The organism is Sutcliffiella horikoshii (genome assembly GCF_019931755.1).
GTDB classification, from domain to species: domain Bacteria; phylum Bacillota; class Bacilli; order Bacillales; family Bacillaceae_I; genus Sutcliffiella_A; species Sutcliffiella_A horikoshii_E.
Genome location: NZ_CP082918.1, coordinates 244,075 through 263,312 on the forward strand (window position 1 = coordinate 244,075; position 19,238 = coordinate 263,312).

The following is a 19,238-nucleotide window of genomic DNA, read 5'->3' on the forward strand; positions in this document are numbered from 1 at the left end:
GATAACATTAAAAAATCTTAATGAAACAAAATCACTAATCCCAAGTCAAAGACAAGATTTCACCTGTATAAGCATTGATGAGAATGGTCGCTTCCGACTCATCACCCACTTCCATTTCCACCTCATACACTTTGATTCCATCTTCTTCATCCAGATCGATATCTTCCACTCTGCCCGGTACTTCCCTTTTAGCAATTTCAATTGCTTCTTCTCTGGTAAGCATGCTCGGTGCTGGTTCTTCAGTTGTGGGCTCTTCCGGTTGTTCGGCCGCTGGATCATCAGCAGGTTTCTCTTCTCCGCCACCCGTCTTCCCTTTACGGTTTACAAGTTTAAGAGAGGTGATTTCGCTAGTTCGGCCGTCCACGGTGAGTTCGTATTCACCCATGTCATTTTCCATATATACTTCATACATTTCATCTTTTTGCTCCAAGGAAGTGATGATACTGCCGCTATATTGGCTTTCCACCAGCTCACGCACTTCCGTTTCAGTTGCCAGTGCCTCTGTTTTGTTAAAAAAAAGATAATAAATCGCAGCCCCTGAAAGTACCAGGAAAGCACCGGCGAAAAGAGTCATAAAAACCTTTTTATTTTTCATTCGCTTTCACTGTCCTTTCCTTTGGCAACATTACTTTTACCGTGGTGCCTTTTCCTTCTTCGCTTGCAAAGTCTATGGTACCTTGATGCGCATCGACAATCTGCTTGGCAATGGAAAGACCAAGGCCTGCGCCGCCTGATTCGCGGTTTCTGGCTTTGTCTACACGGTAAAAGCGATCGAAAATTTTATCGAGGTCATCTTTTGGAATGCCGACTCCTTTATCTTGAACGGAAAAATAACAGCTTGCTGCGGATTCCCCGAGCTCCACCACTATTTCTGCTTCACTATATTTCCGCGCGTTATCTAAAAGGATATAGACTAACTGCTTTATTTTATTGGTGTCGGCGAAAACAGAAGAGGATAGTCCTCGATCGATAATATCGATATTCCTGTTAAAAGAAACCTCCATATTATGCGCGGCTTGTTTGCAAAGGGAATGCAAATCCACCGATTCTTTTTTCAACACCATATCATTATCGGCATTTGCCAGCTGCAGCATTTGCTCGGTCATTTCCTTCATCCGGATGGACTCTGTATAAATGGCGTCCACCGATTCTTCCAGGAGTTCCGGCTTTTTCATGCCCCATCGTTTCAGCATGCTCGCGTAACTTTCTATCACAGTCAGCGGAGTCTTCAACTCATGAGAGGCGTCTGAAACAAACTGCTGCTGCTTCTGATAGTTGCCTTCCAAAATATCAATCATCTGGTTGAACGTATGGCCCATCGTATACAGCTCATCCTTGGAGTTTCCCTGCAACTGCAGCTTCTGATAATCTCCGGTCTGTTGGATTTGCTTCATCGTCTTGGTCATGGCCTGAATCGGCGTCAAGATGATGCGGCTTAATACATTGCCGAAAAATAATGCAGGTAACAAGAGAAAGACAGATGCCAAAAGTAAGACGATAAGCAGCGTGTCTATGGTGCGCTTGGAATCTTCCAGCTTTTCGGTCACTTCAAGCATGACGATATTTCCGTCCGTCCAAATGAGCGGGTAAGAGACAACGGCGTAAGGAACGCCTTCGAACGTACGGGTGGTGGAAAACTGCTGATTCTGAAATTTGGTGGGAACAAGCCTCATGTCATACTCTTTGGCACTGTTGGCAACTGAGGTATTCTCCTCTGTGACGATGCGAATCATTCCGTTAGGAGGTAGATAGGCATTAAGCAGGGAGCTGAAATCAGTCTCGTCCTCACGTATCGCCCTGTTCACAGCTTCCGCCACCGATTCGGCATGATCCTTCACCCGGTTCAGGTCATTATCCAAGATGTTTTTTTGGAAAAGGAAATAGATCGCCCCGTTGACAAGGAGCAACATGATGACAAGCCAGACAGTAGAAAACAAGAGAATTTTGCTTTTTATTTTCATAGGTTCGCTACTCCTTTAATCGGTATCCGACACCACGCAAGGTCACCAGCACCTCAGATAGGTCCAATTTTTTACGAAGATGCCTCACATAGACGTCCACAATATTGGTATCTCCGTAATAATCGAAACCCCATACCCGATTGAGAATTTGTTCGCGGTTTAAGGCTTGCCCTTTATTTTCGATAAAATAAACGAGGAGGTCGAACTCTTTAGGTGTAAGGTCCACGTGTTCATCACCACGGGATACCTCCCGGGTTTTTTCGTTAACCTTCCAGTCCTTCACAGTCAGCAGGCCGGCGTTCTTTTCTGTGCCCGTTTGTACCGTTCGGAGGGATGCCCTGACCCTGGCCAAAAGTTCCTCTATTTCAAAAGGTTTTGTCACATAATCATTTGCTCCAAGATCCAGACCGCTTACCTTATCAGGAATGGAATTGCGGGCGGTCAAAAGGATGACGGGAGTGTTGGTATCTGTCGCGCGAATCCTCCTTAACACTTCCAGACCGCTCAGTTCAGGCAGCATCACATCAAGCAACACCAAGTCCCATTGTTGCTCTTTGAATTTTTCCAAGCCGCTCGTGCCAGTGAATGCGGCGTCTGTTTCATAGCCCTCATGCTCAAGCTCCAATTGAAGGACACGGGCAATCTTTTTTTCGTCTTCAATAATCAATATGTTTGCCATCGCAGGTTCTCCCACTCTCTAAAGGAATCTTTTGATTTCTTTATAACATAGGTAGCGGTTGTTTCCTAATATAATTAGCATTGACGTGTAGCAGGGAAGGGTAGTATAGTAGAGTTTAAATGATAACGATTATCATTAGGGTGTCGAAGTAAAAACGATCATATACATAACTATTTTAAAAAGGGTGTGGAAGTATTGGTACGACGGTTTTTCTCGTATTATAAGCCATACAAGTGGCTGTTTATTTTGGATTTTTCCTGCGCCGTTTTAGTAGGTTTGCTCGAACTTGCGTTTCCGATTGCCGTCAATCAGGTGATCGATAGGCTTTTGCCCCAAGAAAATTGGACGCTCATCGTCTGGGCATGCATCGGGTTGCTTGCCATCTATGCCATCAATACAGGGCTTCATTATGTGGTTACCTATTGGGGGCATATGCTCGGCATTAATATTGAAACGGACATGCGCAGAAAGTTATTTCAGCACATGCAGAAGCTTTCATTTGGCTATTATGACAACAATAAAACAGGTCATTCCATCTCCAGGCTGACAAAGGACTTAGAAGAAATCGGAGAGGTGGCCCACCACGGACCTGAGGATGTCTTTGTGGCATTGATGACGCTTATCGGGGCATTTTTTATCATGCTCACTATCAACTGGAAGCTTGCCATTCTATCATTCTTAGTCATTCCGCTATTAATGATTCTTGCCATCCATTTTAATAAAAAAATGACGCGCACGTTCCGCAGAATGTTCAGTGATGTGGCAGAAATTAATGCGAGAGTAGAAGACAGTATCGGCGGAATCCGCGTGGTGCAGGCTTTTGCTAACGAAAAACACGAACAGAAGCAATTTGCGGTGAACAATGAAAGCTACCGTTCTACGAAACTTGCTTCTTATAAAATAATGGCACAGAATGTCACGGCAAACTACATGCTGATGCGCCTTGTCACATTATTTACGCTCCTGTTTGGTACTTTCTTCGTTATCCGCGGGGAGCTTAGCTACGGGGAGTTTGTTGCATTCATCCTTCTGTCCAACGTTTTACTGGGACCTATTCAGAAAATAAATGCAGTAATCGAGAGCTATCCAAAAGGGATTGCCGGGTTCAAACGGTACACAGAAATCATGGATACGGAGCCTGACATTGCAGATGCGCCAGATGCGGTCCATGCTGATCTTGAAGGAGAGATTCATTACCGAAATGTATCGTTCGGTTATGAAGGCAACGAGCGAGTATTAAAAAACATCAACCTCACCGTCAGGGCAGGGGAAACAGTGGCGATTGTCGGTCCATCAGGTGCCGGGAAGACCACGCTTTGCAGTCTTTTGCCAAGGTTCTATGAACTAGAGGAAGGCAGCATTCTCATTGACGGCTATGATACGCGCGAATTGACGCTAGAATCATTGCGAAGCCAAATCGGGATCGTGCAGCAGGATGTGTTTCTATTTTCCGGAACGATCCGAGAAAATATTGCATATGGAAAACTTGATGCGACAGACGAAGAAATAATGGAGGCAGCAAGACGTTCCCAGCTGGATGAATTCATTTCCACGCAGCCACAGGGACTTGATACAGTCATTGGGGAACGCGGCGTGAAACTGTCTGGCGGCCAGAAGCAGCGCCTTGCCATTTCACGGATTTTCCTGAAGAATCCACCGATCCTTATTTTAGATGAAGCGACCTCCGCACTTGATACCGAAACGGAACGCGCAATCCAAGAATCGTTGACGGAGCTTTCCAAAGACCGGACAACGCTTGTCATCGCCCACCGCCTTGCAACCATCAAAAATGCGGACCGTATTATGGTTGTCACAAAGGATGGGATCGCAGAACAAGGCCGACATGAGGAACTGATTGAGGCGGAAGGAATCTATAGCAGATTGCATCATGCACAATTTGGTTAAGAGTGAGGAAATTTCTGTAAGAGTGTTTCAACTGTTTCCACGGGGGAATGTATAGAGAAAAGAGCTATCATTTTTCCTAGGAGGAAACGATTATGAAAAAAACAATATTAGGTGTTTATGATACAGAGAAAAAAGCCAGAAATGTAGTGGAAGGATTGATTGTCCAAGGATACCGGGCAGAAGAGATCGTCGTGGTTGCACTTGGTGATCAAATTGGATCCGACTACCCGACAGGAACAAGGGTGGAACACATCACATCGGAAGAAGATGATTCGGTGGTCGACAAACTCCTTTTGCCGGATGAAGCACAGGCACCACAAGGAGTAGGAAACAAGCTACTTGAACTAGGCCTATCAGACCGAGATGCACCAATGTATGCAACAGATGTGGAAAATGGCAGGATCTTGGTGCTGACGAACGAAAAAGAGAGCCAGGAAGCACGCACAGTTGAGCCATGTGTGGGTGCTCGTGAAGAACAGGAAATGCACTAGACAGGTAGACTAATAAAGTGAGAGGAACGCCTCCTATAGTTGTGGCGTTCCTCTTTTTATGTTTAGTAGTTTTACGATTATACCCTTTTTAATGGCTTCGTTGCCGGCCCCTCTAACACATCCCCTTTATAAGAAAACCTTGATGCATGGCAGGGACAATCCCACGAACGCTCCGCATCATTCCACACCACATCGCACCCCATGTGGGTACAGGTTGGCTTCAAGATGTGACATGTGCCTTCCTTGTCCCTGTAGGCTCCAACCTTTTTGCCATCAAGCTGGATTATGCCACCCTCATCATGCCCCAGTTCTTCGATGCTGCGGGATTCTCTTTTTATTTTTCCCTTTATCAGTTCTTTTGCTACAGTTGCATTTTCCTTAACAAAACTTTTAGCGCTGCTGTAATTCATTTCACTCCTGCTTGGATGGAAAAGGTCCGTGTAAGGATTTTCCTGATTGAGGATGGTATCCTTCAATACACAGGCGGCAGCCGTCCCATTTGTCATTCCCCACTTTGCATAGGCTGTAGCTATTAACACATTTTCAGATCCTGACTGAATGGGACCGATGTAAGGCAGGCGGTCAAGCGAAAAAATATCCTGTGAGGACCAATGATACGGGATCTCATCTATATCAAAATACCGGGCTCCAAAATCGGCAAGTTTCTCATAATTGGTGAGGGTGTCTCGATCATTTTGTCCGGTAGGATGCCCTTCCCCTCCAAGAAGCAATAATTTCTCTCCATTAGGACCAGTTGCAGAGCGGATGGAGCGTGTCGGTTTATCTGCGCTCAAGTATATGCCATCCGGAATGTTTCCTTTGTTTATCTTAGCAGCCAGAGCGTAAGAGCGTTCTACATGCAATCTGGAAAGGAGCAGGCGATTCATATCATTGAAAGGGTAATGGGTGCTGACGATAATATCTTTGCTTTTTACCTCAAACCCGTTTTCTGTTTCAACAATCGAAGAATCCTTCTGTATGTCTGTAGCTCTTGTATCCTCATACACTTTCCCGCCGAGTTTTGTAAAAGCCCGCAGCAGGCCGTTAAGGTATTTGACTGGATGAAACTGTGCCTGATCCCGCATCATCACGGCATTTTTTATGGGAAAGGGGAGGGCGAGGTCTTCCGTATGAGCAAAGCCGCCATCTATACCAAGCTTAAGATAGGCATTTGCCTCTTCCTCCACTTTTTGCTCCATTTCCTTGCTTGTGGCGTAAATGAATGAAGGGAGTGTGCGGAAGTCGCAATCTATCTGCAGGTTGTTGATGCTGTCTTGAATGAAAGATAAGCCTTCCTGATTCGCCTCATAATAAAGCCGTGCTTTTTCTTGTCCATGTTGCTTTATTAAATCTTGATAAATCAACCCGTGCTGAGAAGAGATTTTAGCAGTGGTAAACCCGGTGGTCCCGCCAATGACTTTCCTTGCTTCAAGGAGAGCGACTTTTAACCCTTCCTTTGCAAGCAGATAAGCGGCGGTGATCCCGGTAATCCCGGCACCGATGACAGTCACATCCGCTGAGATATCCTCCGTAAGCGGTGAAAAAGCATCGGCTGAATCCTGCTCCATCCAGAGGGAAGCAGGATAGGATGGTAATTTCGAATAATTTGGCATATCAGAACCTCCATAAAATAGCGTTATTATTTCCTACCCTACTTGACGGGAAAATATCGTTCTAGAGAGTATTTGGGAGATTCGCACTTCCATAAAAAGGGTATCCATTAACTTTCCTTGGCGCTTTGGCACGAACTCGGCCCATTTTGGCACGAACTAGCCAAGTTTCCGCAACGAACTTGGTCCATTTTGGCACGAAATCCAACCATTTTGGCATCAACTCGGCCCCATGAGGTCTAGACAACCAAATAAACATACAAAAAGCGACGAATCACATAGGACTCGTCGCTTTCTTTCTGCTATTCTATAATTTTATCCGACTTATTGCTGTTATTTTTCAATAAAACCTTTAATCCCGAACCAATATCGGAAGCAAGGACAAAGTTTCTGTCTACAAACACACCCCAAATATCAGATCGCTCAGGAGTATATCTGCCAACCTCTGTCGGTTCACTTGGATCCGTAATATCCACAGCAATGACCCCGCCGGCATAGTAGCTCAAGTAAAGTGTGTTGCCGTGGACTTTTGGATCATGCACGGTTTTGGAGAAAGTTGCATAGTTAGGTGGCGCATCTTCCGGGATATCATACGTCAAATCTGTCTTGAATTCGCTCAATAACACTGGGTTTGTCTTATCTTTTATATCGAAAATCCTTGTATATCCAAATGCTGCTTCATATCCAGGTTTTAATGGCTGATAAACCTCACGAGTTTCAATAAGGATCGTTCCGCCTTTTGCCAGTGCGGCTGAATGGGCAGAGCCTTGTTGTTCAGATGCGAAATCGGTACGCCCCAGATATTCAGGATTTTCCGGATCTTTTAAATCGAAAATGACGGTACCTAGATCCCACATGGAAACATAGGCATAGCGGCCGTTATTATCTGTGATGACACTATGATTAAAAACAGGGCGGGTCTTGCCATCAGGAGATTGCCAATTGTAGCCGTTAAAGTCTTCTGCAACTTCTGGAAGCTCCCGAGGGTCAAATTCCCATAGAGTCGTTGGTTCGGCGGGGTTGGAAACATCTACCACTTGGAAGTCACGAGAATCTCCATGGCTATAATAATCCGCATAAGGACTTGCAGCAAGCACCAATGCGCGGTTGCCTTGAGTGGTCAAATACAATTCGTGCGTACCTGTCGTCTGCTTCGTCACTTCCCAGAAACCAAGTTTTACAGGCTCAGCTGGATTTGTCACATCATATAAAAGGAAACCGCCTTTGGAATCGGGGTTATTACGGTTCAATTGCTGAACACTGACAACTGCAAGGTCTCCTTTAAAATCAGGCGTGTTTACTGATTTTACAATAACCTTCTCCTGCCATGTTCCAGGGATATCATTATGTGCAAATACGGAAATTTCCTCTGGGTTAGCTGGATCTTTTAGATCAAACACCCTTACTCCGCCGTTTGCACCATTGCGAGTGTGGGTACCTACATAGGCATACCCTTTATGTGAGTAAACATCCGCAAAAGAATTTTGTCTGCCATCTTCTCTAATGATATTCATTTCAGGTGCAGCAACTTCTTTAAGATGCTTCAAGTTTTTACTGCCATACAGCTGGGCTATTGCCAAATCATCATACAGTGTCCGTTCCCCTTTTAATAATCCAGTTTCATCTAATCTGTCATGTGCAAAAGCCATTGGAGCCATAGCAGAAAAGACAAGCATCCCTGCGATAGAAGTTTTTACGAGAAAGTTTTTCTTCAACCTTGTTCCTCCTAGCAAACTATTATTTCGGAATGCAAAATATATTCCGTAAGTTATATAGTAAGGAAGAGAATAGCATTCATCAAATTCTTATAAGAATATTCAGATTTTTTAAAATGAATAGTTTTCCTCTTGATGCCAGTTGTGGGATATTTAAGTGGTACTATTTTCGTGAAATAATGTCTTGGTAAGGGGAAAAGCGTATTCACTTAGAAGGTAAGGGAAATGAAAAAATAGTAAAATAGTTCCTGTCTGAGAAAGCTTCAAACTTTTTATCGCGCAGGACTCGAATACGTTTTGAAACGAAAGAAATTTTAAGGTAATATACAAAGTGGAAGAGTTAGCAGAATTAGCTCGATAAAACATATACGCAAGGAGAGTACTCATGACAAAAGTTTTAGTACTAGGACATAAAAACCCAGATACAGATTCCATCTGCTCAGCCATCGCTTATGCAGAGTTGAAAAAGCAATTAGGCATGGACGCAGAGCCGGTTCGTTTAGGAGAGTTAAACGGGGAAACAGAATTTGCGTTAAAAGAATTCAACAGTGAAGTGCCGCGTTTAGTGGAAACTGTTGCAAACGAAGTGAAGGAAGTAATATTGGTTGACCACAACGAGCGCCAACAAAGCGTAAGCGACATCGATCAAGTTCGCGTTCTTGAAGTAATCGATCACCACCGTATCGCAAACTTTGAAACGGCAGATCCTTTATACTACCGTGCAGAGCCTGTTGGCTGCACAGCGACGATCTTGAACAAGCTTTACAAAGAAAATGGCGTGGAAATCTCCAAGCCGGTTGCAGGTTTGATGCTTTCTGCCATCATTTCTGATTCCCTATTGTTCAAATCCCCAACTTGCACAGAGCAAGATGTACAAGCTGCAAAAGAACTGGCGGAAATCGCGGGTGTGAATGCAGAAGAGTACGGCTTAGCGATGTTAAAAGCGGGAGCGGACATTAGCGACAAAACAGTAGAACAGCTAATCTCTCTTGACGCAAAAGAATTCCAAATGGGCGACTACAAAGTGGAAATCGCACAAGTAAACACGGTTGATACAAACGACGTTCTTGCCAAACAAGAAGAGTTAGAAGCAGTAATCACAGCGAACGTTGCGGACAAGGACCTAGATTTGTTCTTACTTGTCGTGACAGATATTTTAGAAAATGATTCTGTTGCACTTGCACTGGGATCCCAGGCTCCGATTGTGGAGAAAGCGTACAACGTGAAGCTTGAGAACAACACAGCTTTGTTAAAGGGTGTTGTGTCCCGTAAGAAGCAGGTTGTACCTGTGTTGACGGATGCTTTAACAAAATAATAGGTCTCTTCGGAGAGATGAACGCATGGATTGATTCTTGGTGAGTTGGTCCGTGCGTTTTTTTAATTAGCCACAAAAAAGTTCCCCCAAAAGTGATCCAAATCCCCACCTAAAACGTTAGGTTCCTAAAGAACCTAAACCCACCACAAACATACCAACATTTTAAAGTACAAAAGGATAGTGTTATATATATAGATAGAGAGATTTGACAAAGAGAGAAGAGGGACGTCCATGAGGAAGTTAAGGTTACTGGCATTGTCATTTTTAATCGTACTATTAATGGTCGCAGCTGGCTGCTCGAACACAAACTCAAACACAAACAGCGGCACTGCCGGCGAAGAACTTAAAGAAAAAGACTGGAGCGACATAACCGAACTTGCAGACGGCTCCAAGGTCCGCATTTTCATGTGGGGCGGAGATGAAGGGATCAACCGTTACATGGATGAATGGGTCGCACCTAATCTTAAAGAAAGTCATAACATCGAACTAGAACGAGTGCCGATGGACACAAACGAAATCCTCCAAAAATTGTCCACGGAAAAGCGTGCAAATAAAGAAGAAGGGACTATCGATATAATCTGGATAAACGGTGAGAACTTCAAGAACGCCAAGGAGTTTGAACTACTCTACGGTCCTTTCAGCGAAAAATTGCCAAACTATCAGAACTATGTCGACACAGAAAGTCTCGACGTTCAATATGATTTCGGTATAGAAGTAGAAGGACTGGAGGCGCCATGGGGGAAAGTGCAATTTGTTTTCCAATATGATGAGGAAAAAATCCAGACCCCACCTGCCAACTTTGAAGAGCTCAAGAATTGGATAAAAGGAAACCCAGGAAAGTTCACATATCCTGAGGCAAATGATTTTACAGGAAACGCGTTTCTAAGGCATGTTCTGTACGATGTGGTCGGCGGCCCGGAAAAATTATTAGAAAACGGCTACAACGAAGAAGTTTTAGCAGAACACGAAGACGCACTCTGGAGCTATCTCCGTGAAATCCAACCTTCCCTTTGGAGAAACGGGGAAACCTATCCAGCAACTTTAACGGATCTCGACCGCCTGTATAGCCAAGGGGAATTGTGGATGACGATGGGATATAACGAAGCGAGGGCGGAAAGTCTTATCAAGGACGGCGTATTCCCGGAAAGCACGAAATCCTTTGTGTTAGATTCAGGTTCTATCGGAAACACGCACTTCCTGGCCATCCCGTTTAACAGTCCAAATAAAGCAGGGGCAATGGTGGCGATTGATTTCTTGATGTCCCTGGATGCACAGCTTGCAAAATACGAGTCAACCTATTGGGGAGAAAATATGGCGCTTGATCCGACAAAGCTGCCAGAGGACGCACAGGAAAAGCTAGCGGATATGGACCGCGGAGCTTCTGTCCTGCCACCGAAAAAGTTGAGTGAAAGTCTGTTACCAGAAGTGGATGCAGAATATGTGAATTGGTTGAAGGAGCATTGGGTCAATGAAGTGGTTCAAAAGCAATAGCTGGAGTCTTGCACTCCTTCCTGCTTTTCTTTTTACATTCTGCCTTGTCGTGTATGGGCTGTTTATGGCGGCACAGGAGAGTGTGACAACCTTGAACGGCTTTTCAACGGATGCATATAAAAAAATATTTCAAAACGAGGCTTTCCTGGATTCTTTAACATACAGTCTCAGGATTGCCTTCGTTTCCACGACGCTGTCACTCGTATTGGGACTATTACTAACTAAATTTCTATTTGAAACCTTAAAGAACCACCTGGCACGGACAATGGTTTGGCTGCCAATGCTATTTCCACACTTTGTTTGGGGATATATGATGATCCTGCTGTTCTCGCAAACGGGTTGGTTTTCCACGATGTTGCATGCTATGTCCATCATAGATAGTCCGGATCAGTTTCCGGTACTGACCAATGACCGCTATGGGATTGGCATCATTATCACCTACACATTAAAAGAGATTCCCTTTGTTGTGTTGATGTTGTTGCCTGTATATGCACAGCTCAACCGGGATCTGCCAAATGTGGTGAAGACACTTGGCGGCAACAAGTGGCATGTGTTTAAAACGGTGGAGTGGCCATGGTTGTTTCCAGTATTGATGGAGGCAGGGCTGATTGTTTTTGCCTTTATTTTGGCAGCATTTGAAGTGCCGTATTTACTTGGGACGACCTATCCGAAAATGGTATCGGTCCTTGCGTATGAATGGTTTTATCAAGGGGACTGGAGCAAAAGGCCGGAATCATTTGCTGTGATGATGACAGTGACCGCCATTATTTTTGGGCTGCTCGTTCTTTTGTTGAGCTTGGTCTCAAGATCACGGTATCGCATGATGAAAGGAAACGGGATGTAGGATGAGAGAGAATAGAAACTGGAGCATATTGTATATCATTTTCGCATTCGTTCTCTTTTTTCCTGTTCAGCTTTTGTTTGCAAAAAGCGTATCGTACGGTTGGCGGTGGGGAGAGATCATCCCAACTTCTTTTTCAGAAAGAGGCTTTACCGTTCTGCTTAATGATTCGCGCTTTTATTCGGCAATTGGAATGACGCTTTTAATTGGGATTATTGTTATTCTCCTAAATCTATTAATTGCTGTACCTGCTGCAAGGGCACTGGCTTTTCACACGTTCAGGGGAAAATGGATCGTGGAAGTCGTGCTCCTTCTCCCAATCCTCATTCCTAGCCTTGCGGTGGCGATGGGAATTCATATCACGATGATACGACTAGGTTTGGCGGATCATTGGCTTGGTGTGGTGTTGGTTCACCTCATCCCGACAGTACCTTATTCCATAAAAATTTTAAGATCTGGTTTTGAAAGACTGGGGCAGAAGTGGGAGGAACAAGCGAGTTCCCTTGGCGGCACAAAAGCGGCAATCCTCTACAGAATTTATTTGCCGCAATTATTGCCAAGCTTTCGAAGTATGGTGTTTTTGATTTTTGTTATTTCCCTTAGTCAATACGCACTAACCTCCATCATCGGCGGTGGAAACGTTTTGACGTTGGCTATGCTATATTTTCCGTTCCTGTCGTCAGTGGACGAAGCAGTCATTGCCAGTTTTTCTATAGTGTTTGCGCTGCTTCCTATTTGTGTGATGATCGGGTTTGAGCTAGTGTTTCGACTGGTGATTCCTTATCAGAAAAGGGTGTTTTTAGATTGAATGAAAAAATAGTGATAGAAAAAGTATCGAAAAATTTTGGAGAGAAATGCATCATAAGTAATATGAATTTGACGATTGAGCAAGGAGAGACCATCAGTGTGGTCGGCCCTTCAGGAAGCGGCAAGTCGACACTATTGAAATGCCTTGCGGGACTGGAAGCCGTTTCAGCCGGAAGCATCAAAATAGGGGAAAAGGATATCACCTCCATGCAGGCCAATCAGCGTCCAATTGTCATGATGTTTCAACAGCCTCTTTTGTTTCCCCATATGACTGTCTTGGAAAATGTCATGATAGGTTTATCTTTTAAAAGAAAAGGGACAAAAGCCGAGCGAAAAGAGCAAGCTGCTAATTTTATCATGAAAGTTGGACTAGAGGGCTACGGAAAAAGCTATCCTTATGAACTTTCCGGCGGGCAGCAGCAAAGGGTGGCACTAGCCCGCGCATTGATTACGAACCCGCAACTGATATTGTTGGATGAGCCGTTTAGCAGCATCGATAATGAAAAAAGGGACGAATTGAGATTATGGGTGAGAAATTTATTGAAAGAAGAAGGTATTGCCAGCCTTTTTGTCACCCATGATATAGAAGAAGCGATGCTGATGGGGGATAGGGTCGTGGTATTTGCCGAGCAAAAAGTCCAGCAGGTTGGCAAGCCGATGGACGTGTATGAAGAGCCGGCAACACCTTTTGTGGCAAAATTTTATTCAGATGGCCTTTTAATTGGGAAGGATTCCTTTGTTCATTCACAAAAATTAATCTTAGATAAAGAACAGTCAGAGGACTGCTATCAATCCTATGCAGGTAAAGTAGTACAGAAAAAAGTAAAACACGGCAGTCTTTTTTATGATATTCAGATGGAATCCATCCATCAAAAGCTTACACTTCCTTCTGTGGAAAATTTAGCCCTATCCCAGCAAGTATGGGTAACGGTGAAAAAAGAACAGGATATAGTACATTTTAAAAATTCGTTATAAAAGGAAGGTTCTTATGCTTGATACGCATGCCCGAAAATATGTACAACCATTGATATCAAACACGGCAGAGCAATTGTTGAAGTTCGGATTGACACCAAACCAGGTCACTGTCATATCTTTTTGTATCGGTGTCTCATCCGGAGCCTTTTTCTATTTTGGCCTGCCAATCATAGCAGTATTGGTTCTGTGGATTTCGGGCTTTCTTGATGCGGTCGATGGTACTATGGCCCGCAAAACGAAGTCTTCTCCATGGGGAACGGTGATGGACGTCACGTTTGATCGACTGGTTGAGATCAGCGTCATCCTCGGTGTGGCATTTGTCTATCCCGAAATACAGTGGGCATTGTTATTGTTGAGCGTGTCCATTATTTTTTCCATTACGGTCTTTTTGACGGTCGGTGCGGTTTCTGAAAAGCAGGGGATGAAGTCCTTTTACTATCAGGCCGGGCTTGCGGAAAGAACAGAAGGATTTATCTTGCTCTCACTCATGATGCTGCTGCCTCCATTTGTCCTATGGACCACCCTGATTTTCCTCGCAGTCGAAATAATCACCGGCCTCCAACGTTTCCTCGAAGCAAAAAGGATCTTGCAGTAGCATAGATACCTTAGCTGTTGATTGGAGCAAAAGGCGTAGACTCCTGCGGGGCAAAGCCGAGGAGGCTCAAGGTCGCCCCACGGAAAGCGAAGACTTTTGCGGAAATCAACAGCGGCTTCAGTGAGATTTTCTCACAAAAAAAGCTGGAAAGTTTCAGTGACAACACTGATTCTTTCCAGCTTTTTTCTATCTTTTATATACCTAAGGCCTTCTACGGCCAGCGAATAAGTTAAAGACTAAAGCGATTAGTGCTAATACAAGAATAATGTGAATTAGGTTCCCTGCGATATCAAAAGAGAATCCAAGTAACCATAGAATAAGTAATACTGCAAAGATTGTCCATAACATAGTGATATGCCTCCTAAACATCTGACTTAGAATAGCTGTACTATTGTTTTTCCCTTAGGAAAAACAACTAGTCGTAGAAATTTATGGATGTGTGTTACCTGACGCCACGTCTTCTTCCAAATAGGTTAAATACGATAGCTAACACTGCAAGAACTAAAAGAATGTGAATTAGTCCTCCGCCAATTTCCATTGCGAAACCAAGTAACCATAGAACTAAAAGTACAACAAATATTGTCCATAACATGTGATTTTCCTCCTAATATAGTTTTGGTATTTTTTTTCAACGTCTACACAGAAGGTAATTCCCTAGCGTGTAAAATGTTAAACCAATAATTTTTTTATTTGTTTCAAGAGAAGTGGATTAGGACAAAAGTTGGAAAAAGAGAATGTACCAATAATTAGGTTTTAAATTATGTAGAAGTGGAATGGAGTAACTAGTGACGAGCTATCAGATGTCACAAATTGAAGTGGGAGGTGATGTTGATTATGAATCAGACAACCATGAAAGGTAAGTGGAACCAGATGAAAGGTGACGCCAAGAAGAAATGGGGAAATCTCACGGATGATGATCTTCAACAAATTGAGGGAGATCGTGATAAGCTGGTAGGCAAAATTCAGGAACGCCACGGGAAGTCAAAAGAAGAGGCGGAACGTGAAGTAGACGGTTGGATGTAGGTCAGTACTTAAGCATCTTTTAAAAATTACTTAAAGGAGAGGATTTAAGATGGCTAACAACAATAACAATAACAGCAATAACAATAACAATAGTAATAACAGCAACAACTCTAACAACAGCGGTTCTAACAGCTCCACAATGACTTACGAGGAGCGAGGTCGTAAGGGCGGAGAGAAGACTAAGCAGGAGCATGGTCAGGAGCATTTCGAGGAAATCGGCCAAAAAGGCGGTAACAAGACGCTGAATGAACACGGCAAAGAACACTTCGAAGAAATCGGCCAAAAAGGCGGAGGAAATAACTCGAACTCCAATTAACAAGTGCCACAACCATAGATAAGAACCATAGGGCAGCCAGAAAAACAAAGGCTGCTCTTTATCTTTTAGAAAAAACGAGATTCTCAGCTGTGGATTGGAGCAAATGGCGAAGACTCCTGCGGGGGAGTAGCGACAATGTTGAGACCCCTGAAGCGTTGTGAGGAGGCTCAAGGTCGCCCCGCGGAAAGCGAGCCATTTGCGGAAAGTAACAGCGGTGCAAAACATATCCCAAAAAGGAGTGGAGAAAATGAGTGAAGAACGATTTGATTCCGTACAAACAGATGGCCAACCGTCACAAGAACAAGGAAAACAACCTGGTGACGAAAATGAAATGGTACCAGAACCAATCTGCGATAACCCCAACTATAAGGGAAGCGGAAAACTAAAAGGGAAAAATGCCATCATCACTGGCGGGGACAGCGGAATAGGCCGGGCAGTGGCTATTGCCTATGCTAAAGAAGGTGCCAACGTCAGCATTGTCTATCTGGATGAACATGAAGACGCAAAAGAGACAAAACAAATCGTGGAACAATACGGCGGCAAATGTCTGTTATATTCTGGTGATATTGGTCAAAAAGATTTTTGTACAGATGTAGTAAAACAGACAGCAGAAGAGCTGGGAGGTTTACATATTCTCGTGAACAATGCGGCTGAACAGCATGTGCAAGAGAAGATAGAGGATATTTCCGAAGAGCAGCTGCTGCGTACGTTCCAAACTAATATCTTTTCCTATTTTTATTTTATCCAGGCAGCAATGCCATATCTGGATAAAGGAAGCTCCATTATCAACACCGCTTCTGTGGTGGCCTATAAAGGAATGCCTGTATTAATGGACTATTCCGCAACAAAAGGGGCAATTGTAGCGTTGACGCGTTCCTTGTCAGAGAATATCGTGGGCAGTGGAATCCGGGTGAACGGGGTAGCACCTGGTCCAATTTGGACGCCGCTCATTCCGGCATCCTTTGAGGGAGAACAGGTGGAGGAATTCGGTACCAATTCTCCGATGGGACGTCCGGGTCAGCCGGCTGAATTGGCTCCGGCCTATGTTTATTTAGCATCAGAGGATTCCTCCTATGTTTCAGGACAAATGATCCATATTAACGGCGGTACAGTCGTGAACGGATAAATATAGTTAATTTTTTGGGGGCAGCTCGAGCTGTCCCTTTTTTCGTTGTTTATAAAATTATAAAATAATGGAATGCTGGAATAGTCTTCAGATTCATTCGTGTTCCTTGTGATGAAGACCTTAGTGACGAGGAAAAAGGAAGAGAGAGGTCCTCATCGCCGTTATGAAGACCTTAGTGACGAGGAAAAAGGAGGAGAGAAGTCCTCATCACCGTGATGAAGACCTTAGTGACGAAGAAAAAGGAAGAGAGAGGTCCTCATTGCCATGATGAAGACCTTAGTGACGAGGAAAAAGGAGGAGAGAAGTCCTCATCACCAATATGAAGTCCTTGGTGACAATGAAATGGTCTTCTGTCAAGAAAGTGGACAACTTTTTAGAGAGAATCTTCTTATGTTTTTCAATATTGGTACAGCTTTACTTTTTAAAAAAGCTATTTTCCTCGTATCTAGTTTGTATCTTGTATGAAAGATCCCAAATAGAGAATTCTCAGTGTCCCGCAACTTGACATGGAGCCTCTGCGGGTATGACCTCGAGCCACAAAGCCACCTGGGTAGGAACCAGTGGCTCGCCAGGTAGGCTATCCTACCCGCCCCTCCATGTAAAGTTGCTAAGTGGGGTTACTCTTTATGCAGCTTCTTTATCTAGTACTTGTTTTTTCGTATTGCTTCGTTCGTATTCATTTGGTGATATATATCCTAGTTTAGAGTGACTTCTTCTTTCGTTATAAAAGCTCATAATATAGGTCCAAATTTCCTTCGTTGCTTCTTCTCGAGTTGCGAATTTTCTTCGATACACAAGCTCTTTTTTCAGAGTCGCAAAAAAGGACTCCATACATGCATTATCATAACAGTTTCCTTTTCGACTCATACTTATTTCCATGTTACATTCCTTCAAGCGTGCGATGTAATCACTGGAGGTATATTGGCTACCACGATCAGAATGGTGAATCAGGCCATAAGGAGGCTTTCTTTGATTTATAGCTCTGTTTAACGCTTGTAAAGGAAGCTCCTTTGTCATGGTTTTGTTCAAACTCCAACCAACAATTTTTCTAGAAAACAGGTCCATTACTGTAGCCAAATACAACCATCCTTTTAACGTCCAAATGTATGTGATATCTGTTACCCACACTTGATTAGGCTTTTCTGGATTAAACTCGCGATTAAGTAGATTCGGATAAATTGGCTGATTATGGTTGGAATCTGTCGTAACCACAAAACGTTGTTCCGGTATAGCACAAAGCCCCATTTCACGCATATATCTTCCGACGGTTTTCTCTGAAATCAGAAACCCATCTTTATACAATTCTCTCGTAATTCTAGGACTCCCATAGACTTCTTTATTCTGAAAGAATAGACCACGAATTTTTGCCATCATCCACGTTTTTCGTTTTTTTCTAGGGGACTCCTTTTTATTAATCCACTTGTAGTACCCACTCTTGGATACATTTAATACCGTGCACATCTTCACAATTCGAAACTCTTTCCGATGTTGAAAAATAAATCGGTAAATTACTTCTGGCTTTTCATGAAGATGTGCGCCGCCTTTTTTATGATTTCATTTTCCTCTTTCAATTCGTTTATTTGATCCAATAGTTCTTTTTCACGTTTTTTAAACTCGCTAGGAGTAATGTAACTCTCCCCAGCTTGCGTTTTCTTTCGATAAATGCTAACCCAACGTGATATGTTCTTTGGTGACAAGTCCATTTCTTTACTAATATCTGTTGCTTTATTTCCCTCTTCTACTACTAGCTTGGCAATGTATTCCTTGAATTCAGGGTCATATCTTTTACTCATCATGACACGCTCCGTTCCAGATACTTGTTTTTACAAGTCTCTCCAAACCGTGTCTACTTTATAGTCTAGACCCAGAAATCTCATTGAAATGGTCAAAGATGGCCAAGTCCAATATTTCAACGAGAAATGTCCCAAGAGATTCAAATCTTACTTGGGATGTTTTTCTTCATTCTATAAAAGGATTTCCTCGTATTATGTAGAAATTTAAGGGAAGGAAAGGAGTGGGGAAATCCATGAGCCTGCAAACCTATATATATTTACTAAGATTGCCTGAAAGATTATATGACCCGGATCATTGGACGGAAGAGGAAAAAACAATAGTATCTCGACATTTTTCCTACTTAAAAAAGAATGTGGACAGTGGAGTGGTGATTCTCGCGGGAAGAACCGAACAGACGGATGAAACCGGGTTTGGAATCGTCATATTCTTGGCAAGAAACGAAACCGAAGCAGAAAGGTTTATGAATAACGACCCAGCCGTACAAAGCGAAATCATGACAGCAGAATTGTCCCCTTACCGACTGGCGTTAATGAATGAAAAGTTTTCTATAGGTGTTTAATAAAAAGACAGTGGCACGCGCTGTTCCACTGTCCT

19 protein-coding genes and 1 pseudogene are annotated in these 19,238 nt (G+C 43.5%); 12 read left to right on the plus strand and 8 right to left on the minus strand.

From position 1 onward, the window contains the following. Positions 1–34: 34 nt before the first annotated feature. From K7887_RS01330 to K7887_RS01340, 3 genes are read right to left on the minus strand one after another with little or no spacing between them, the layout of a single operon-like run. Positions 35–595, minus strand: coding sequence for a PepSY domain-containing protein (locus tag K7887_RS01330; protein ID WP_223491850.1), 561 nt, complete (start codon positions 593–595; stop codon positions 35–37). Then, positions 585–1,961 (minus strand): HAMP domain-containing sensor histidine kinase, encoded by a 1,377-nt coding sequence (locus tag K7887_RS01335; RefSeq protein WP_223491851.1) that lies wholly within the window; start codon positions 1,959–1,961, stop codon positions 585–587. The genes K7887_RS01330 and K7887_RS01335 overlap by 11 nt, the downstream gene beginning before the upstream one ends. 7 nt (positions 1,962–1,968) lie before the next feature. Continuing rightward, positions 1,969–2,640, minus strand: coding sequence for a response regulator transcription factor (locus K7887_RS01340; RefSeq protein ID WP_223491852.1), 672 nt, complete (start codon positions 2,638–2,640; stop codon positions 1,969–1,971). A gap of 195 nt (positions 2,641–2,835) precedes the next feature. On the opposite strand from K7887_RS01340, the gene K7887_RS01345 reads away from it, so the two are divergent. After that, positions 2,836–4,545 (plus strand): ABC transporter ATP-binding protein, encoded by a 1,710-nt coding sequence (locus K7887_RS01345; RefSeq protein WP_223491853.1) that lies wholly within the window; start codon positions 2,836–2,838, stop codon positions 4,543–4,545. Between the two features lie 92 nt (positions 4,546–4,637). Continuing rightward, positions 4,638–5,036, plus strand: coding sequence for a general stress protein (locus K7887_RS01350; protein ID WP_223491854.1), 399 nt, complete (start codon positions 4,638–4,640; stop codon positions 5,034–5,036). 77 nt (positions 5,037–5,113) lie between these two features. Here the strand turns inward: K7887_RS01350 and K7887_RS01355 are convergent, their stop codons facing one another. Together K7887_RS01355 and K7887_RS01360 are read right to left on the minus strand one after the other, a co-directional pair. Beyond that, entirely contained in the window at positions 5,114–6,649 is a 1,536-nt protein-coding gene (locus tag K7887_RS01355; protein ID WP_223491855.1) for an FAD-dependent oxidoreductase, read from the minus strand. A 299-nt stretch (positions 6,650–6,948) separates the two neighbouring features. Beyond that, complete coding sequence (locus K7887_RS01360) at positions 6,949–8,361, minus strand: LVIVD repeat-containing protein (RefSeq protein ID WP_223491856.1); 1,413 nt, start codon at positions 8,359–8,361, stop codon at positions 6,949–6,951. Positions 8,362–8,746: 385 nt separating this feature from the next. Between K7887_RS01360 and K7887_RS01365 the strand changes: the two genes are divergently transcribed. The 6 genes from K7887_RS01365 (at position 8,747) to K7887_RS01390 (ending at position 14,385) form a co-directional block, all read left to right on the plus strand. Continuing rightward, entirely contained in the window at positions 8,747–9,676 is a 930-nt protein-coding gene (locus tag K7887_RS01365; RefSeq protein WP_223491857.1) for a manganese-dependent inorganic pyrophosphatase, read from the plus strand. A 231-nt stretch (positions 9,677–9,907) separates the two neighbouring features. Further along, positions 9,908–11,167 carry an ABC transporter substrate-binding protein gene (locus tag K7887_RS01370; RefSeq protein WP_223491858.1) on the plus strand — a complete coding sequence of 420 codons (1,260 nt, stop codon included), beginning with the start codon at positions 9,908–9,910 and terminating at the stop codon, positions 11,165–11,167. Then, entirely contained in the window at positions 11,145–12,011 is an 867-nt protein-coding gene (locus K7887_RS01375) for an ABC transporter permease (protein ID WP_223491859.1), read from the plus strand. Before K7887_RS01370 ends, K7887_RS01375 begins: the two co-directional genes overlap by 23 nt. Before the next feature lies 1 nt (position 12,012). Beyond that, positions 12,013–12,816: an ABC transporter permease gene (locus K7887_RS01380; protein ID WP_223491860.1), complete on the plus strand. Its 804-nt coding sequence runs from the start codon at positions 12,013–12,015 to the stop codon at positions 12,814–12,816. Further along, positions 12,813–13,790 (plus strand): ABC transporter ATP-binding protein, encoded by a 978-nt coding sequence (locus tag K7887_RS01385; protein WP_223491861.1) that lies wholly within the window; start codon positions 12,813–12,815, stop codon positions 13,788–13,790. The genes K7887_RS01380 and K7887_RS01385 overlap by 4 nt, the downstream gene beginning before the upstream one ends. Before the next feature lie 13 nt (positions 13,791–13,803). Further along, positions 13,804–14,385, plus strand: coding sequence for a CDP-alcohol phosphatidyltransferase family protein (locus K7887_RS01390; protein WP_223491862.1), 582 nt, complete (start codon positions 13,804–13,806; stop codon positions 14,383–14,385). 201 nt (positions 14,386–14,586) lie between these two features. Here K7887_RS01390 and K7887_RS01395 read toward each other — a convergent pair whose 3' ends face one another. Together K7887_RS01395 and K7887_RS01400 are read right to left on the minus strand one after the other, a co-directional pair. Continuing rightward, complete coding sequence (locus K7887_RS01395) at positions 14,587–14,733, minus strand: lmo0937 family membrane protein (RefSeq protein ID WP_010195114.1); 147 nt, start codon at positions 14,731–14,733, stop codon at positions 14,587–14,589. A gap of 94 nt (positions 14,734–14,827) precedes the next feature. Further along, positions 14,828–14,977 (minus strand): lmo0937 family membrane protein, encoded by a 150-nt coding sequence (locus K7887_RS01400; RefSeq protein WP_148989869.1) that lies wholly within the window; start codon positions 14,975–14,977, stop codon positions 14,828–14,830. A 242-nt stretch (positions 14,978–15,219) separates the two neighbouring features. Between K7887_RS01400 and K7887_RS01405 the strand changes: the two genes are divergently transcribed. From K7887_RS01405 to K7887_RS01415, 3 genes are all read left to right on the plus strand, one after another. After that, positions 15,220–15,408, plus strand: coding sequence for a CsbD family protein (locus tag K7887_RS01405; RefSeq protein WP_088016761.1), 189 nt, complete (start codon positions 15,220–15,222; stop codon positions 15,406–15,408). 49 nt (positions 15,409–15,457) lie between these two features. Continuing rightward, complete coding sequence (locus K7887_RS01410; RefSeq protein WP_223491863.1) at positions 15,458–15,724, plus strand: stress-induced protein, KGG, repeat-containing protein; 267 nt, start codon at positions 15,458–15,460, stop codon at positions 15,722–15,724. A gap of 247 nt (positions 15,725–15,971) precedes the next feature. After that, the gene (locus K7887_RS01415) at positions 15,972–16,850 is read left to right on the plus strand and encodes an SDR family oxidoreductase (protein ID WP_223491864.1); all 879 of its coding nucleotides are present in this window, start codon (positions 15,972–15,974) and stop codon (positions 16,848–16,850) included. Between the two features lie 624 nt (positions 16,851–17,474). Here the strand turns inward: K7887_RS01415 and K7887_RS01420 are convergent. Next, positions 17,475–18,643, minus strand: a pseudogene (locus K7887_RS01420) (IS3 family transposase). A 221-nt stretch (positions 18,644–18,864) separates the two neighbouring features. Here K7887_RS01420 and K7887_RS01430 point away from each other — a divergent pair. After that, complete coding sequence (locus tag K7887_RS01430; protein ID WP_223491865.1) at positions 18,865–19,203, plus strand: YciI family protein; 339 nt, start codon at positions 18,865–18,867, stop codon at positions 19,201–19,203. Positions 19,204–19,238: the final 35 nt, after the last annotated feature.

Coding starts and splice junctions, on each gene's coding strand:
- K7887_RS01330 (WP_223491850.1), bottom strand. CDS start 595: ATGAAAAATAAAAAGGTTTTTATGACTCTTTTCGCCGGTGCTTTCCTG.
- K7887_RS01335 (WP_223491851.1), bottom strand. CDS start 1,961: ATGAAAATAAAAAGCAAAATTCTCTTGTTTTCTACTGTCTGGCTTGTC.
- K7887_RS01340 (WP_223491852.1), bottom strand. CDS start 2,640: ATGGCAAACATATTGATTATTGAAGACGAAAAAAAGATTGCCCGTGTC.
- K7887_RS01350 (WP_223491854.1), top strand. CDS start 4,638: ATGAAAAAAACAATATTAGGTGTTTATGATACAGAGAAAAAAGCCAGA.
- K7887_RS01355 (WP_223491855.1), bottom strand. CDS start 6,649: ATGCCAAATTATTCGAAATTACCATCCTATCCTGCTTCCCTCTGGATG.
- K7887_RS01365 (WP_223491857.1), top strand. CDS start 8,747: ATGACAAAAGTTTTAGTACTAGGACATAAAAACCCAGATACAGATTCC.
- K7887_RS01370 (WP_223491858.1), top strand. CDS start 9,908: ATGAGGAAGTTAAGGTTACTGGCATTGTCATTTTTAATCGTACTATTA.
- K7887_RS01375 (WP_223491859.1), top strand. CDS start 11,145: ATGAAGTGGTTCAAAAGCAATAGCTGGAGTCTTGCACTCCTTCCTGCT.
- K7887_RS01380 (WP_223491860.1), top strand. CDS start 12,013: ATGAGAGAGAATAGAAACTGGAGCATATTGTATATCATTTTCGCATTC.
- K7887_RS01390 (WP_223491862.1), top strand. CDS start 13,804: ATGCTTGATACGCATGCCCGAAAATATGTACAACCATTGATATCAAAC.
- K7887_RS01395 (WP_010195114.1), bottom strand. CDS start 14,733: ATGTTATGGACAATCTTTGCAGTATTACTTATTCTATGGTTACTTGGA.
- K7887_RS01400 (WP_148989869.1), bottom strand. CDS start 14,977: ATGTTATGGACAATATTTGTTGTACTTTTAGTTCTATGGTTACTTGGT.
- K7887_RS01405 (WP_088016761.1), top strand. CDS start 15,220: ATGAATCAGACAACCATGAAAGGTAAGTGGAACCAGATGAAAGGTGAC.
- K7887_RS01410 (WP_223491863.1), top strand. CDS start 15,458: ATGGCTAACAACAATAACAATAACAGCAATAACAATAACAATAGTAAT.
- K7887_RS01415 (WP_223491864.1), top strand. CDS start 15,972: ATGAGTGAAGAACGATTTGATTCCGTACAAACAGATGGCCAACCGTCA.